This is a genomic window from Phaeobacter sp. QD34_24, assembly GCF_028890115.1.
In the GTDB taxonomy this organism is placed as follows: Bacteria; Pseudomonadota; Alphaproteobacteria; order Rhodobacterales; family Rhodobacteraceae; genus Phycobacter.
This window is the reverse complement of sequence record NZ_JARCJD010000003.1, coordinates 214,495-229,474: the sequence shown is the minus strand read 5'-3', so window position 1 is coordinate 229,474 and position 14,980 is coordinate 214,495. Positions and strand designations below refer to the sequence as shown.

Annotated in this window: 14 protein-coding genes; 3 read left to right on the top strand and 11 right to left on the bottom strand. The window is 60.4% G+C overall.

What is annotated here, in order from left to right; genetic code table 11:
• Positions 1–164: 164 nt before the first annotated feature.
• The 10 genes from PXK07_RS03935 to PXK07_RS03890 all read right to left on the bottom strand — a co-directional run bounded on the left by PXK07_RS03935 (position 165) and on the right by PXK07_RS03890 (position 11,083).
• Positions 165–1,040 carry an acyl-CoA thioesterase gene (locus PXK07_RS03935; RefSeq protein WP_274846884.1) on the bottom strand — a complete coding sequence of 292 codons (876 nt, stop codon included), beginning with the start codon at positions 1,038–1,040 and terminating at the stop codon, positions 165–167.
• Between the two features lie 13 nt (positions 1,041–1,053).
• Positions 1,054–3,021 carry an acetoacetate--CoA ligase gene (locus PXK07_RS03930; RefSeq protein WP_274846883.1) on the bottom strand — a complete coding sequence of 656 codons (1,968 nt, stop codon included), beginning with the start codon at positions 3,019–3,021 and terminating at the stop codon, positions 1,054–1,056.
• Complete coding sequence (locus PXK07_RS03925; RefSeq protein WP_274846882.1) at positions 3,018–4,229, bottom strand: serine hydrolase domain-containing protein; 1,212 nt, start codon at positions 4,227–4,229, stop codon at positions 3,018–3,020. The genes PXK07_RS03930 and PXK07_RS03925 overlap by 4 nt, the downstream gene beginning before the upstream one ends.
• Before the next feature lie 45 nt (positions 4,230–4,274).
• Positions 4,275–5,072: an enoyl-CoA hydratase/isomerase family protein gene (locus PXK07_RS03920; protein ID WP_274846881.1), complete on the bottom strand. Its 798-nt coding sequence runs from the start codon at positions 5,070–5,072 to the stop codon at positions 4,275–4,277.
• Positions 5,073–5,219: 147 nt separating this feature from the next.
• A complete protein-coding gene (locus PXK07_RS03915) occupies positions 5,220–6,251 on the bottom strand; it encodes a phosphotransferase family protein (RefSeq protein ID WP_274846880.1) in 1,032 nt (343 codons plus the stop codon).
• 11 nt (positions 6,252–6,262) lie between these two features.
• On the bottom strand, positions 6,263–6,913 hold the full coding sequence (locus PXK07_RS03910; RefSeq protein ID WP_274846879.1) for a histidine phosphatase family protein: 651 nt from the start codon (positions 6,911–6,913) through the stop codon (positions 6,263–6,265).
• Positions 6,914–6,916: 3 nt separating this feature from the next.
• Positions 6,917–7,927: an NAD(P)H-dependent flavin oxidoreductase gene (locus PXK07_RS03905; protein WP_274846878.1), complete on the bottom strand. Its 1,011-nt coding sequence runs from the start codon at positions 7,925–7,927 to the stop codon at positions 6,917–6,919.
• Between the two features lie 31 nt (positions 7,928–7,958).
• Positions 7,959–8,774 carry an SDR family NAD(P)-dependent oxidoreductase gene (locus tag PXK07_RS03900; RefSeq protein ID WP_274846877.1) on the bottom strand — a complete coding sequence of 272 codons (816 nt, stop codon included), beginning with the start codon at positions 8,772–8,774 and terminating at the stop codon, positions 7,959–7,961.
• 12 nt (positions 8,775–8,786) lie between these two features.
• A complete protein-coding gene (locus PXK07_RS03895; RefSeq protein WP_274846876.1) occupies positions 8,787–9,902 on the bottom strand; it encodes an acyl-CoA dehydrogenase family protein in 1,116 nt (371 codons plus the stop codon).
• 5 nt (positions 9,903–9,907) lie between these two features.
• Entirely contained in the window at positions 9,908–11,083 is a 1,176-nt protein-coding gene (locus PXK07_RS03890) for an acyl-CoA dehydrogenase family protein (RefSeq protein WP_274846875.1), read from the bottom strand.
• Between the two features lie 154 nt (positions 11,084–11,237).
• Here PXK07_RS03890 and PXK07_RS03885 point away from each other — a divergent pair, with 154 nt between their 5' ends.
• The 3 genes from PXK07_RS03885 (at position 11,238) to PXK07_RS03875 (ending at position 13,559) form a co-directional block, all read left to right on the top strand.
• The gene (locus PXK07_RS03885) at positions 11,238–12,233 is read left to right on the top strand and encodes an NADPH:quinone oxidoreductase family protein (protein WP_274846874.1); all 996 of its coding nucleotides are present in this window, start codon (positions 11,238–11,240) and stop codon (positions 12,231–12,233) included.
• Positions 12,234–12,351: 118 nt separating this feature from the next.
• Positions 12,352–12,807 carry a type II 3-dehydroquinate dehydratase gene (gene aroQ, locus PXK07_RS03880; protein WP_274846873.1) on the top strand — a complete coding sequence of 152 codons (456 nt, stop codon included), beginning with the start codon at positions 12,352–12,354 and terminating at the stop codon, positions 12,805–12,807.
• Complete coding sequence (locus tag PXK07_RS03875) at positions 12,804–13,559, top strand: autoinducer binding domain-containing protein (RefSeq protein WP_274846872.1); 756 nt, start codon at positions 12,804–12,806, stop codon at positions 13,557–13,559. The genes aroQ and PXK07_RS03875 overlap by 4 nt, the downstream gene beginning before the upstream one ends.
• 482 nt (positions 13,560–14,041) lie before the next feature.
• On the opposite strand, the gene tsf is transcribed toward PXK07_RS03875, so the two are convergent.
• Positions 14,042–14,917: a translation elongation factor Ts gene (gene tsf / locus PXK07_RS03870; RefSeq protein WP_274846871.1), complete on the bottom strand. Its 876-nt coding sequence runs from the start codon at positions 14,915–14,917 to the stop codon at positions 14,042–14,044.
• Positions 14,918–14,980 lie beyond the last annotated feature (63 nt).

Below are 14,980 nucleotides of genomic sequence, written 5' to 3'. Positions count from 1 at the left end.
CTGTGTGGGCCATGTCCGTTCTCCTTGCTTTTCAGCAAGATAGGGGATTTGTCGCAACCCAGTTTAGAATGTGCCGCGGCTACATCATTTATTCGCATAATCGGTATTATGTAAATATTGCACAATGATCTCACGTAAGAGCAGAAACCGATAGAAACGCTGTCCTATCTCTCATCTGGCGTTTTGATCGGCCGCATCAGGCCTTCCTGGGCGACGCTGGCAACCAGTTGGCCATCCCGGGTGTAGATTGAACCGCGATTGAAACCACGTCCTTTGCCGGCAAAGGGAGAATCCATCGTGTAGAGGTGCCATTCCTCGAACTGCACCGGGGCATGAAACCACATGGCGTGATCCAGGCTCGCCGTCATCGCTTCGGGTTTGTACCAGGTCAGCCCATGGGGGCGCAGCGCCGAGCCGAGAAGACCGAAGTCAGAAGCATAGGCCATCAGCACATGCTGCAATTGCGGCCCTGCCCCTTTGGCGGCTTCCATTCTGATCCACATATGGTTGATATCGTTGGCAATACCCGGGTTCAAAGGGTCCAGCGGTTCGATATCGCGAATTTCAAACGGCCTAGGGCGGATAAAGTCATCCTGCATGTCTTCTGCGATGCGATGCACATGGATGTGGTTCAACTCATCGCGGTTTTTCAGGCCCTCCGGCGCTGGCACATCCGGCATCTGATGTTGATGACCCCAACCGGGTTCGTCCTTGTGGAAGGAAGCCGCAAGGTTCAGGATCTGCTTCCCGTGTTGAATGGCCGTAACCCGACGGGTGGTAAAGCTGCCGCCGTCACGGGCCGGATCGACCTGGTAGATCACCGGGCGTACCGGGTCACCCGGACGGATGAAATAGGCATGCAGCGAATGGCACAAACGATCCGGCACCGTCGCATAGGCCGCTGTCAGCGCCTGGGCGATGACCTGGCCGCCATAGATGCGCATCGGGGTTTCACCGCCCGATCCGATGCCGCGATAAAGATTGCGATCAAGCTGCTCAAGATCCAAGAGATTGAGCAAAATCTTTCCAGCATCAGACATTTATGCGCCTTCCTTAATCAGCCTCCCGCGTGTTGGCATAGGCGATGAAGACATCGAAACTGTCCGGATTGGCCATCGAGTCCCGGTTCACAACCTTGGCAGGATCGCCTCCCAGTAACAGCTTTTTCACCGGAACTTCCAGCTTCTTTCCAGAAAGCGTGCGCGGGATCTCGGGAACCACGTTGATTTCATCAGGCACAAAGCGGGCCGACACCGCGCTGCGAATGGCACTCTTGATCTTGTCACGCAGCGCGTCATCCAGGACTTGCCCTTCGGCCAGCACCACAAACAGCGGCATGAAACTGTCACGGCCCAGGAATTCCAGATCCACGACCAGGCTGTCCAGTACCTCCGCAAGCCCTTCAACTGCCTGGTAGATCTCCGAGGAACCAAGGCGCAGGCCGCGCCGGTTGATCGTCGCGTCGGATCGCCCGTAGATCACCGATCCGCCCTCGGGGGTGATTTCAATCCAATCCCCATGGCGCCAGATGCCCGGATAGGTGTCGAAATAGCTGGAGTGCAGCCGCGATCCGTCTTCATCTCCCCAGAAAAACAATGGCATAGAGGGCAAAGGTTCAGTACAGACCAGCTCACCCACAATGCCCGTGACCTCCTGTCCGGCTTCATCAAAGGCCCGCACCGCATTGCCCAGGGCGCGGCATTGCATTTCTCCGGCGCGCACCGGCAGCATGACATTGCCACAGACAAAGGCACCGCAAAGATCGGTACCACCCGAAATCGGTGCCAGCCAGATATCCTCTTTGATCTCCGAGTAGATCCAATCGTATCCATCAGAGGTCAGCGGCGATCCGGTGGTGCCGAGCGAGATCAGCGCCGAAAGATCAAGCTCCTTACCCGGCTTTATACCGGATTTGACGCAAGCCGTGATATAGGCGGCGCCGACCCCCAGATAGGTGAGCCGCTCGTCTGCGGCGCGGCGCCACAGATCCAGCATGTCCGGGTGATTGGGGGCACGGTCGTAGAGCATGGTGGTGGCACCCTGCCCCAAGGCCACGAATTGTGCGTTCCACATCACCCAGCCGGATGAGGTCATCCAGCAGAACCGGCTTTCATCGCTCAGATCCTGATGCAGGGATTGCTTCGCGCCCTCCAGAAGAATACCCCCGTGCCCGTGCACGATGGGTTTGGGATTGCCGGTGGTGCCAGAGGAATAGACCACCCAGAGCGGATGATCGAAGGAGACCGCGGTGAATTCCAGCGGCGCCTCGTCACCAATCAGGTCGCGCCAATGGGTGGCGTCCTCGGGCAGATCGCCAACAACCGGGAGAACGATCCGCTGCTCGACGCTGGGCAGGCCCTCTGCGATGACCGACAGCACCTCGCGGCGGTCGATGGTCTTGCCCGCATGAACGTAGCCGTCCTGATAGATCAGCACCTTGGGTTCGATCTGGCGGAATCGGTCAAGGATCGCCACATGCCCCATATCGGGCGCGCACAGAGACCAGATCGCCCCGAGGCTGGTGGCGGCGAGACAGGCGATCACCGCAGTTTCCGTATTGGGCAGAACCGCCGTGACGCGATCCCCCTGCCCGACCCCCATGGCGCGCAGGTGTTTGGCAACACTGGCCACCTGGGCCGCAAGTTCACCCCAGCTGAGCTCTGTTCGCCCAAAGGTTTCAGAATGCACCACAAGTGCCTGCGCATCAGGGGTTTTCTCGACCTGGCGCAGCATATGCCGTGCCCAGTTCAGCTGGGCGCCGGGGAACCACTCTGCATCCTCGACGCCGCGCTTACCAAGAACGCGCGTCGCCGGGGTGGTGAACTCTAGGTCAAAGAACGTGACCAGCGCGCTCCAGAAGGCGTCCAGATCCGTAACGCTCCACTCCCAAAGCGCGTTGTAATCCGAAAAGGACAGCGATCTATTTTCTTCCAGCCAGGTCTGGAACTGCGCCATGCGGCTTGCGGCGGCGCGTTCGGCACTGGGCTGCCAGAGGATTTCACGTTCGATCGTTTCGGTCATCGGCAGACGGCTCCATGAACAAGGGCTTTCAGCTCGGCACGCGACGGGTAAGAGCTGGAGGGGGACAGTTGCGTGAAGAAGACGACCGAGAGATCCAGCACCGGATCCACCCAGAAGAAGGTGGAGGCCATGCCGCCCCAGCTGAAATCCCCCACCGATCCCGGACAGCGCGCGCGGCCCGGATCCAGAACCACGGCACCGCCAAGACCAAATCCCATGCCCTCCATCGGCTGCTCGGCAAAGCTTTGCGGTCCCATCGAGGCGATATCGCCCGGCAGGTGGTTTCGCATCATGAAATCAGCCACTTGCGGACTGATGATAAAGCCGCCCTCGCAGGCGCCACGCTGGCGCAGCATTTCTGCGAACTTCATGTAGTCATCAATCGTGCCCACCAGACCGCCGCCGCCGGACATCATGTCGGCCGTCTCGAACGGGGATCCGCCATGAAGGTCGGTCAGCCGCAGGCTATCCCCGCCGGTCTTGGCGGAATTCAGCGCCATCGCATCGCCTGCAAGCGGTGTGTAGAGCGAGGCAAAGCGATCCCCGGTGCCGCGCGGCACCCGGAAAGCGGTTTCACTCATGCCGAGCGGCGTAAAGATCTCGCTTTGAAAGAAATCACCAAGGCTTTGACCGGACACCACTTCGACAACGCGCCCCAGCACATCGATGCTGACGGAATACTCCCAGCGTGTACCGGGCTGGAACGCCAGCGGATAGGCGGCCAGCTCCGCAGCCATCTTGGCCAGAGATCCCTGGTTCGGCTTGAACATCAGCTGACGCTCTTCCATCGCGGCGGGAAGAACACCGGGATTGAACGGGTAGCTCAATCCGCTGGTATGGGTCAGCAGCTCGTGCAGGGTCGGCGCGCGGCTTGGTTCGGTCTGATCGATGGAGGTCGCCCCCGGCACCAGCGCCCGCATATCGGCAAATTCGGGAATGAAGTCAGAGACCGGCGCATCAAGGTGAAACAGCCCCCGTTCCAGCAGCATCATCACGGCGAGCGAGGTCACCGGCTTGGTCATGGAATAGATCCGAGCCACCGTATCGCGGGTGAAGGGAAGAGACTCCTCGACATTGCGCAGGCCCGCCGCATTGAAGAACACCTCTTCGCCGCGCTCTTTTATCAGAACCGCGCTACCGGCATATTTTCGTTGATCGACATAGCGTTGCTGCCAAGCCTTCAGGCGCTCCAGCCGGTTGCGGTCCATCGATTTCTCCCTGTTTGCCACGTGTTTCGTCACGCGGGTCTTGGCTTAGCGATCTGCGCCGCTCAGCATTCTTTCCATGGCGGGTTTGGTTTCGTCATTGAACCATCCCCCCGCAGGCTCATTGGCCCCTGCGGCAATGGCCGCCTTGATCCGGTCAATGGTCTCACCACGCAATTGCATCTTGATCGCGGCATAGGCCTGCCCTGGCAGATCCGCCAGTTTGCGCGCCTCGCGCAGGCTGTAGATCTCAAGGTCTTCCATATCCTCAGCGATGATATCGACGATCCCATAGTTCCGCGCCGCGATAGGGCCGATCGGTTGCCCCGTCAGCATCAGCCGCCGCTGGGTGTTGGTATCCAGGGTTGCCTTGGCCACCTCCAGCGGTGCTACCGGGAAATCAACCCCGACGCGGATCTCGGCCAGACCGTAGGCCGATTTCGAATAGCCGATCCGCACATCGCTGCCGAGCACGAAGAACAAGCCGCCAGCAATCGCGGCGCCGCCAACGGCAGCCACAACCGGCTTGGGACAGGCATAGAGTGCCAGCACAGATTCATTCAGACCCCGAACCATTGCCTGCTGCTGGGCAAGGGTGAATTCCTTCGCCTCCTTCAGGTCAACCCCGGCAGAGAACACCTTGAACGGGCTCTTTAAAATGATCGCGCGCACCTCTGGGTCGCGGCCCAGACCGGCGATCATCTCGGCAAAATCCATCAGGAATTCTGCGCTCAGCGCGTTGACCGGCCCGCGCCCCAATTGCAATTCAACGATGCCATCCCCCAGGTCACTGGCGTTCAACCAAGTGTCCTGTCCGTCCGCGACCTGCCCCTCCGGCTGTGTCATGGGTACAATCCTCCCGATTGGCCGCAGAAGATCACGGCCAGCTTTCCGTTCCATAATGCTTGGCCTAGCCTTACGGGTCGAGTGTTAAGGCATACGTAAAACCACGCAACCCGACTGCCACGGCCAGCAATCCGACGCCAGATTGGTCTAGCGCTTCTGCAAGGCTGTCAATCCACTCTGCGCAAACACCGGCACAAAGTCCCCCAGCTTCATCGCTCTTTCCGGGTTAGATGCATTGCCGTCCAAGGCCCGCTTCAACACCCCCTGCAGAATGCCCGCCATGCGGAAGAAACTGAAGGACAGGTAGAAGCCGAAGTTGTCGATGCCCGGCAAGCCGCGGCGGCGACAATAGGCTTCGATGAAGGCCGCGTCCGAGGGAAGCCCAAGCGCCTTGCGATCGATCCCGGCAAGGCCGCGTCCCTCCTGACCCGGCGGCATCTGCCATTGCATGATCACCCCGGCCAGATCGGCATAGGGATGGCCGATGGTCGACAATTCCCAATCCAGCACGGCCAGGCATTTCGGAGCCTCGGCGCTGAAGATCATATTGTCGATCCGGTAATCGCCATGCACCAATCCCCGTTGACCATCGTCTGCGGGCATGCCCTCTTCCAGGGCGGTGATCAGCTCATCCATTTCCGGGATGCTGCGGGTTTCCGAGGCGCGGTATTGCTTGGTCCACCGACCCAGCTGACGTTCGAAGTAATTGCCGGGCGGGCCGTAATCCGACAGGCCGACACTGTCGATATCCACGTCATGCAGCGCGGCCAGCACCCGATTCATGTCATCGATCACCGCACCGCGCTCTGCCGGGGCCAGGTCGCCCATCACCGGATCGGTGAAGTTCCGCCCCGCCACATGGTCCATGATATAGAAGGACGAGCCGATGACCGCATCATCCTCACACAACAGGTGCATCTTCGCGACCGGAACCTCGGTGTCGGCCAGCGCCCTTTGCACCCGGAACTCCCGATCGACCGCATGGGCGGATTTCAGCAGCACCCCTGGCGGTTTGCGGCGCAATACGTAATTCCCGGCAGAGGTCTTCAGCAGGAAGGTCGGGTTGGATTGCCCGGTTGCGAATTTCTGCACCTCCACGGCGCCGTCAAACCCCGCAAGACGGTCACCGACGTAGGTTTTGATGGCCTCGATATCCAGTGTCTGGGTGTCGCTGCTCATGTCTTGCTCCTTCAGCTATAGCTCATCAATTCAGCACGCTTCGCATCATGAAAATGCGGCACTGCATTGAATTCATGCAAAAAGAACCGCTCTTTCGAGGAGATGAAGCGGGTCAGGGAGGTGTTCTTCACCTGCAGGTTCAAGGTGATCATCTGCGCATCCGGCACCTGCAAGGTGGCAGCAACGAGGCGCGCGATCACGCCGCCGGAACTGACCACCAGCACGCGCTCTGCCGCGGTGTCGGCGGCATGCTGGCGCGCATCCTCAACGCGGGCGGTGAAGTCTTTCCAGCTTTCGGATGCGCCAGTCACCCCGCCCTGCTGCCATTCGGCCAGGGTTTCGCGCAGGGCCCGAAAATGGCTCTTGCGATCGGTGATCACCTCATCCGGAGCCTTGCCGCCGTATCGTTGATGCAGCAGGTCGTGGAAGTCATATTCGTTCCATCCCGCGTGTTCTTCCGGCTCCAGGGAAAACCCCATTTCCTCCAGCGTCTGCTGTTGCCGGGCCAGGCTTCCCGTGATCGCCCGATCCGGATGCCAGCCCATCGCACGCAGTGTCTCCCCCAAGAGTTGCCCCTGCCTGCGCCCCAAGTCGCTCAGCTGATCGTAATTGTCGGCGCCAAACGACGCCTGCCCGTGGCGCACCACCAGTATTTCTGCCATGGCTCAGCCCGTGAACTCGGCCGCAAGGCTCGCGCCCGCTGCCCGGTATTCGCCATCGATCCGCGCCACCAAATCGGCCACAGAGCACACCTCGGTCACCGCGCCGATCCCCTGCCCCGATCCCCAGATTTCCTTCCAGGCCTTGGGTTTGGAGGAGCCGCTGCCAAAGTTCATGGAGGAGGCATCCGCGGTGGGCAGATTGTCGGGATCAAGCCCGGCGCGGCTGACGGATTCTTTCAGGTAGTTTCCCCAAACCCCTGTAAACAGGGAAGAATAGACAATATCTTCGGCACCGCCGTCGACGATCATCTGCTTGTATTCACTTTGGGCGTTGGCCTCATGCGTGGCAATGAACTGCGATCCCGCATAGCCGAAATCGGCTCCCATCGCCCGCGCTGCCAAAAGCGACTCTCCCGTCGCGATGGCACCCGACAGGGCAAGCGGGCCGTCAAACCAACTGCGGATCTCCCGGATCAGGGCCAGTGGCGACTGTTGGCCGGCATGGCCCCCGGCCCCCGCGGCCACGGCCACAAGACCATCGGCGCCCTTCTCGATGGCCTTCTTGGCGAAGCGGTTGTTGATCACATCATGCAGGACCACGCCGCCACAGGAATGCGCCGCCTCGTTGACCTCGGGACGCGCACCCAAGGAGGTGATCCAGACCGGTACCTTCCAGCGCGTGCAGATTTCCAGATCCCGCTCCAGACGGGTGTTGGAGCGATGCACGATCTGGTTGACCGCAAAAGGTGCGGCCGGTCGGTCGGGATTTTCCTGGTTGTGGCGGTCCAGCTCTTCGGTGATCTGTTTCAGCCAAGCCTCCAAGAGCGGCGGCTCACCTTCGCCTTCGCGGGCGTTCAGCGCCGGAAAGGCACCGATGATGCCCGCCTTGCATTGCGCGATTACCAGTTCCGGTACCGAGATGATGAAAAGCGGCGAGGCGATCAGAGGAATACGCAATCCACGCAGCGCCGCAGGCAGATGATCCTCGTTCCGGGACCAGGTTGTTTCGTTCATATTCAGCCCTCTAGGGTTCGATGTTCACGCTTCAGTCCATGGCGCTTTGAAACAGGTTGTGCCCCGACATCACATTGATGCCGCCGGAGACCGGGATCACGGCCCCTGTCACATAGGCCCCCCCGCGCCCGGACAGGAACAGCACCGCGCCGGCAATATCCTCTTCCCGGCCCACGCGACCCAGCGGCACATCACGGCCCACCTTTTCGCGTTTCTCCTCATCGCCGGTCGCAAAGGCGGTCATGCGCGACACAAAAGGTCCCGGCGCCAGGGCGTTGACCGTAACATGGCTACGCGCCAACTCCTTGGCCAGGATTTTCGACATATGGATCACCGCGGCCTTGGAGGCAGCATAGCTATAAGCGCCGTCGCCCATCGGGATTTCCCCCATGACCGAACCCACATTGATAACGCGGGCCGGGTCATCGGCATTCGACGAGGCGATCAGCATGGGCAACAGCTTTTGCGTCAGGTCGAAGACCCCTGCCACATTGACAGACATCACCTTTTCCCAGGCCTGATGCGGGAATTGTCCCAGCGGCGCGCCCCAGGTGATGCCGGAGTTGTTCATCAGGATATCCAGCTTTTCGGTGCGGGATTTGACCTCTGCCACCAGGGCGTCGATCCCTTCGGCATCGCCCACGTCTCCAGCAAAGCCTTCGGCCCGCCCCGGTGCATCCAGCGCATTCAGGTCTGCCGCAACCGCCTCGCAGACTTCACCCTTGCGAGAGGCGATCAACACGCGTGCGCCAGCCCGGACCATGGCTTCGGCGGCCATCCGGCCAATCCCCGTCGCCCCGCCCGTGACCAAGGCGGTTTTTCCTTCCAGTGAAAATAGTTCCTGCATTTTCCTCATCCCTCAAAAGCCGCGCATCCGCGCCACCTGTGCCGCGTGATACCCGTAGTCGCCCAACCATTCTGCGGCGACTCGGGCACGTTTCATGTAAAATCCCATATCATAGGCATCGGTCATCCCGATCCCGCCATGCATCTGCACCCCTTCGCGCACCGCCAATTGTGCCGTGTCGGTAGCCCGGGCCTTTGCCAGGGAGACCGCAAGGGTCGCATTGCCCGGATCCAGATCCAGCATACGCCCCACATGCAAGATCGCGGAAGAGGTCAGCTCCAACTCGCACCACAGGTGCGCCGCGCGATGCTGCAACGCCTGGAAGCTGGCAATCGGCACGCCGAATTGCTTGCGCTCTTTCAGATAGTCCGTGGTCATGCCAAAGGCCGCCTGCGCCAACCCTGTGGTTTCCGCCGCCAGCGCCGCCTGCCCGGCTTCCAGCCCGAAGCGCAGCAAACTGGCGCCATCGCCTGCGGCGCCCAGCAGTTCATCGCCCGAAAGTTCGACATTCTCAAAGGTCAGGTCGGCGGCATCGCGGCTGTCGATCATATCGGTCGAGCTCCGCGTCAGCCCCTCTCTGTCGGCGGCCAGATCGAACAGGCAGAGCCCGTCATCGCTTTGGGCCAGGACAAGGACACGATCCGCCGTGCCGCCATCGACGACAAAGCGTTTTTCGCCGTTCAGCACATAACCATTTCCGCGTTTTTCCGCTTTGAGTTCAATCCGGTCGGGGTTGAACTTCGCGCCCTCGTCCAGGGCCAGCGCATAGGTATGCGCGCCTTCGGCAATGGCTTTCAGCGCCGCCTGGCTGCGGCTGTCCTGCAGCTGGCGCAGCACGGATACGGCAATCACCGCGGTGCTCAGGAAGGGGCTGACGGTCAGTGTCTTCCCCATTTCCCGGGCCAGCACATGGGCCGCTGCATGGCCCATATCCACGCCGCCTGCAGCTTCGGGCACCAGGATCCCGGCCCAGCCGGCCGCAACCATTTCCTGCCACAGCGCATCGTCACGGGTTTGCCCTGCATCGCGCAGCGCGCGTAGGCGCGAGACCGGCGCGGAATTGTCCAACAGCGCCCGCGCGGCGTCTTGGAGCATGGTTTCTTCTTCGGTTTGAATGAGTTTTGCCATGGTCTTCATGCTCCGAGCCCAAGAATACGACGGGAAATGATCGACAGCATCACCTCGGAGGTCCCACCCTCGATCGAATTTGCCTTGGTGCGGAGCCAGGTTGGCGCGCGGCCATCCTCCCAATTCAGCGCCTCGCTGCCGGCAGCAGCCATCACCAGCTCCAGGCGGCGTTTGTTCAGCTCGGTTCCGGCATATTTCAGCATCGCTGACGCATCACCCACGCCCTGCCCGCCTTCGGCCTGATCCTTGTAGCGCTCCAGCGTCAGTTCCATCGCCAGCGCGTCGACTTCGGTGCGCATGGCATCGGCGCGCAGTACCGGATCGCTGAGCCCGGTTTCCGAGTTCGCCAGAACCGCGCCCAGGGCCCGGCCCGATCCCATCACCTGCCCGCCTGCGCTGATCATCTCGCGCTCATGGGTCAGCAAGTATTTTGCCACATCCCAACCGCGGTTCACCTCGCCAACGACCTGCTCCTTCGGGGCCTTCACATCGTCAAAGAACGTCTCGCAAAAGGGCGATGCGCCAGAAATCAGTCGGATCGGTCGGGTCGAGATACCTTCGCTGCGCATGTCCATGAGCACAAAGGAAATTCCCTTGTGCTTGGGCGCGTCGCGATCGGTGCGAAGCAGGGCAAAGATCCAATCTGCCTTGTCCGCGTAAGAGGTCCAGATCTTTTGCCCGTTGACCAGCCAATGATCGCCCTTGTCCTCGGCCCGGGTCTGAACGCCGGCCAGATCGGAACCCGCCCCCGGTTCGGAGTAGCCCTGGCACCAGCGGATCTCACCACGGGCGATCGGTGGCAGGAATTCCTGTTTCTGCGCTTCTGTGCCGAATTTCAGCAAGGCCGGGCCCAGCATCCAGATGCCAAAGCTGTTGAGCGGGGAGCGTGCGCCAATCGCCGCCATTTCTTCCTTCAGGATCTTCTCTTGATCGCGGGACAATCCGGCGCCACCATAGGCTTTGGGCCATGTCGGCACCGTCAGACCCACCGCGGCGCAGCGTTCCAGCCAGGTCCGCTGTCCTTCCGAGGAAAACACCCAGTTGCGCCCGCCCCAGCAGTTAGCGCCTTCGCCGCTGGCGCCATCGCGCATATCCGCAGGACAGTTATCCTCTAGCCACGCGCGGATTTTCTTGCGAAAATCAGGCGTATCGGCAAACTCAATGCCGGTATCTGTGGTCATCTTTCCCCCCATGTTCTCCCCCATTGACGCAACGTGGCGTCAATTGTTTCGCATAGCAGAATTGCATTTCGCTATTGCGTTGACAACGCTCGGCCGCAGAAGAAGACTTAACGTAATTTCAGCCCCAACAGGCGGCACGGAGAGGACAGACACCATGAAAGCAATGCTCAGCACCACACCTGGCGGACCGGAAACCCTGGCCTGGACCGAGCAACCGACGCCAAAACCTGCCAAGGGCCAAATGCTGATCGAGATCCATGCTGCGGGCGTCAACTACCCCGATACGTTGATCATCCAGGATCTCTACCAGGTGAAACCGCCGCGCCCCTTTGCGCCCGGTGGCGAGATTGCCGGCGTGGTTTCTGCACTCGGTGACGGGGTCGAGGGCTTCTCGGTCGGGGACCGGATCCTTGCCCTCACCGGCCACGGGGGCTTTGCCACGCATCTGTGTATCGACGCAGGCCGGGCGGTGAAGATCCCGGATTCGATGCCCTTTGAGGACGCCGCCTGTTTCATCTTTACCTATGGCACTTCTTATCACGCCCTGAAAGATCGTGCCCATATCAAGCCGGGTGAAAGCCTGCTGGTCCTGGGCGCTGCCGGCGGTGTCGGAATTGCTGCGATTGAATTGGGCAAGGCCATGGGCGCCGAGGTCATCGCGGCGGTCTCCTCGGACGACAAGGCCTCCTTTTGCCGCGAGAGCGGAGCCGACCAAACCCTGGTTTACAAGCGCAGCCTCGACAGGAATGAACAGAAAGAGTTCTCATCCCAGATCAAGGAGTTGTCCGGCAAAGATGGCGTTGATGTGATCTATGATTCCGTCGGCGGCGCCTATTCCGAACCGGCCCTGCGTGCCATGGCCTGGGAAGGGCGTTTCCTGGTCGTCGGCTTTCCGGCCGGCATTGCGCAGATCCCGATGAACCTGCCCCTGTTGAAGGGCTGTGACATCGTCGGCGTATTTTGGGGGGCATCGGTGTTTCGGGATCCGAAAGGGCATGCCGAAAACATGGCAGAACTGTTTGCAATGTACGACAGCGGCGCCATCAAGCCCCGCATCAGCCAGACCTTCCCGATGGAGGATGCGGCCCAGGCCCTCGAGCTGGTGCAGGACCGCAAGGCCCTTGGCAAGATCGTCCTGGTCAACAGTTGATTGCAAATCCGGGCAAAGGGCCAAGAAGCGACATTGTTCAAAAAGGAGTCTTTCGGGCGTCGCATTCTGCGCATTCTTCCTGTAGTTTCCGGCACATAAACCACACAGGAAATCCGCGATGCCCAGCATTCTGCTCTTGAATGGTCCAAACCTCAATCTGTTGGGCACCCGACAACCCGAAGTTTACGGGCATGAAACCCTTGCCATGGTCGAGCAGGGCTGCATCTCCCATGCTGAAAACAAATGGGGGATCAAGCTGGAATGCCTGCAGTCCAACCATGAAGGCGCCCTTTTGGACGCCATTCACGCGGCACGGGGGCGCCACGACGGCATTATCCTGAATGCGGGCGCCTATACCCATACCTCCATCGCCCTGATGGATGCGCTGTTTTCCGTTGAACTGCCTGCGGTTGAGGTTCATCTTTCAAACATCCATGCGCGGGAAGAGTTTCGGCATCGCTCCTATATCTCCCGCGCGGTGATTGGGCAGATCTGCGGATTTGGCAGCACCGGCTATCTACTGGCGATCGATGCGCTGGCCGAACGGTTTCAAACGGAGGCAAAGCCTGAATGAAGCTCTCGGAGTACCTGCATGTGGTGTGCGGCGCCAGATCCCTTGAGGAGTTATGGCATGCCCATGTCGCACAGATGGCCGAGTTCGAGTTTGACAGGCTGATCTACGGCTATACGCGCTACAAGACGGAAACCTCTCTCGGGGATCCCGATGACTTTGTCATCCTGTCCAATCACAGTTCCGAATATCTCAACGGGTTCCTGCACAAGGGGCTGTATTCCAGCGCCCCGATGCTGCGCTGGGCGCTTGAGAATGAAGGGGCGGGCAGCTGGCGGCTAATCCAGAAGATGCTCGAAGACGGCAAGCTGGGACCGGAGTCCGAACGCATGGTCGAGTTCAACAAGAAGATGAACATGCAAGCGGGCTATACGGTCAGCTTCTACTCCACCTCTGCCCGTTTCAAGGGGGCAATCTCCCTTGGTGCCCGTTGTGATCTGAGCCAGGACGATGTCGAAGCCATCTGGCAGGACCATGGCGAGGAAATCGTCCTGATGAACAATGTCGTCCATCTGAAAATCCTCACCCTGCCCTATGCGCCGCCCAACCGCGGGCTGACCAAACGCCAGAAAGAGGCGCTGCAATGGGTGGGCGACGGCAAGACCACCCAGGATATTGCCCTGTTGATGGGGCTGACCCCGGCGACCGTCGAAAAACACCTCCGTCTTGCACGCGATGCCCTGGCTGTCGAAACCACGGCCCAAGCCGTGCTCAAAGCCGCGCTGCAAAACCAGATGTACGTGATGGAGACCTGAGGATCCCGGCAGCCTGCCGGTGATTCCCGGATTTCTGCCCGCCGAAAACGGATCGCAAGACCGAATAGACGCCATTTAGCGTCAAATAGGTAAGGAATCCACTACTACCTTTATCGTATTGAAAACTGCACTCTACACCCGTTCCGTGAGTGGTGGCTTTAGCCTAGGAACTTTGGGAAACGATCCTTGTAATATCAGGGCTCTCTGACCTGTGTGGACACCGGCGTTTATAGTCAGCGCCGGTTTCCATGTTTTTGGGGTCCCATCCATCCCCATCAATGGGGCCCCATTCCCCCACCCTATCCCCGCAAGTGAAGATCACTGCCGAGCACACTGGTGTTTTGGCCTTCCAACCAAAGAACCGCATTCGGCCACCTGCTTCCGCCGCGCAGGCACACAAAGTCCAGCGCAGCGTGCCAGCGCAAAGGAAAAGGCCGACGGGTTGCCCCATCGGCCTTCGCATGTGCTTGATGCTTGAGCGATCAGCCCTGAGCAGCCTTTGCAACCTCGGCTGCGAAGTCTTCCTTCTCGACCTCGATGCCTTCGCCGACTTCGACGCGCACAAAACCGGTGACGGTTGCGCCCGCTTCCTTGGCTGCGGCTTCGACGGTCAGGTCCGGGTTCACCACGAACTGCTGGTTCAGCAGGGTGGATTCAGCCACGAATTTCTTCATACGGCCGACGATCATCTTCTCGATCACCTGCTCGGGCTTGCCGGATTCGCGAGCGATATCCATCTGAACCTGCTTTTCCTTCTCGACAACGGCCGGATCCAGGTCATCTTCGCTCAGCGCAGCGGGGTTCACCGCGGCGATGTGCATTGCGACCTGCTTGCCGAAGGCTTCGTCGCCGCCGGTCATCGCGACCAGAACGCCGATCTTGCCCATGCCGTCAGCGGCCGCGTTGTGCACATAGGACACAACGGTTTCGCCTTCGATCTTGGCCATGCGGCGCAGGGTCATGTTCTCACCGATGGTGGCGATCTTGTCGGTCAGGGTATCGGCAACGGATTTGCCGCCCAGGTCGGCTGCGTTCAGACCGTCAACGTCCGCGACGTTCAGGGCTGCCTTGGCGATGCCGGCAACCATGGTCTGGAATTCGCCGTTCTTGGCAACGAAGTCGGTTTCCGAGTTCACCTCGACCGCGACGCCGGTGCCACCTTCGACAACAACGGCCACCAGGCCTTCTGCGGCGGTACGGCCGGATTTCTTGGCCGCCTTGGCCAGACCCTTGGTGCGCAGCCAGTCAACGGCCGCTTCCATGTCGCCATTGGTTTCGGTCAGCGCTTTTTTGGCGTCCATCATGCCGGCGCCGGTGGAGTCGCGCAGTTCTTTTACGAGTGCAGCTGTGATTGCCATCTTTGGCTCTCCTCAAATCGAAACGGATTGGGGCAGGAGATACCCTGCCCCTGATGTCAAATC

What these genes read in the sequence shown, in the direction of transcription:
- PXK07_RS03905 (WP_274846878.1), bottom strand. Translation starts at nt 7,927, where the DNA reads ATGAACGAAACAACCTGGTCCCGGAACGAGGATCATCTGCCTGCGGCG.
- PXK07_RS03935 (WP_274846884.1), bottom strand. Translation starts at nt 1,040, where the DNA reads ATGTCTGATGCTGGAAAGATTTTGCTCAATCTCTTGGATCTTGAGCAG.
- PXK07_RS03920 (WP_274846881.1), bottom strand. Translation starts at nt 5,072, where the DNA reads ATGACACAGCCGGAGGGGCAGGTCGCGGACGGACAGGACACTTGGTTG.
- tsf (WP_274846871.1), bottom strand. Translation starts at nt 14,917, where the DNA reads ATGGCAATCACAGCTGCACTCGTAAAAGAACTGCGCGACTCCACCGGC.
- PXK07_RS03890 (WP_274846875.1), bottom strand. Translation starts at nt 11,083, where the DNA reads ATGACCACAGATACCGGCATTGAGTTTGCCGATACGCCTGATTTTCGC.
- PXK07_RS03885 (WP_274846874.1), top strand. Translation starts at nt 11,238, where the DNA reads ATGAAAGCAATGCTCAGCACCACACCTGGCGGACCGGAAACCCTGGCC.
- PXK07_RS03895 (WP_274846876.1), bottom strand. Translation starts at nt 9,902, where the DNA reads ATGGCAAAACTCATTCAAACCGAAGAAGAAACCATGCTCCAAGACGCC.
- PXK07_RS03930 (WP_274846883.1), bottom strand. Translation starts at nt 3,021, where the DNA reads ATGACCGAAACGATCGAACGTGAAATCCTCTGGCAGCCCAGTGCCGAA.
- PXK07_RS03900 (WP_274846877.1), bottom strand. Translation starts at nt 8,774, where the DNA reads ATGCAGGAACTATTTTCACTGGAAGGAAAAACCGCCTTGGTCACGGGC.
- PXK07_RS03875 (WP_274846872.1), top strand. Translation starts at nt 12,804, where the DNA reads ATGAAGCTCTCGGAGTACCTGCATGTGGTGTGCGGCGCCAGATCCCTT.
- aroQ (WP_274846873.1), top strand. Translation starts at nt 12,352, where the DNA reads ATGCCCAGCATTCTGCTCTTGAATGGTCCAAACCTCAATCTGTTGGGC.
- PXK07_RS03910 (WP_274846879.1), bottom strand. Translation starts at nt 6,913, where the DNA reads ATGGCAGAAATACTGGTGGTGCGCCACGGGCAGGCGTCGTTTGGCGCC.
- PXK07_RS03925 (WP_274846882.1), bottom strand. Translation starts at nt 4,229, where the DNA reads ATGGACCGCAACCGGCTGGAGCGCCTGAAGGCTTGGCAGCAACGCTAT.
- PXK07_RS03915 (WP_274846880.1), bottom strand. Translation starts at nt 6,251, where the DNA reads ATGAGCAGCGACACCCAGACACTGGATATCGAGGCCATCAAAACCTAC.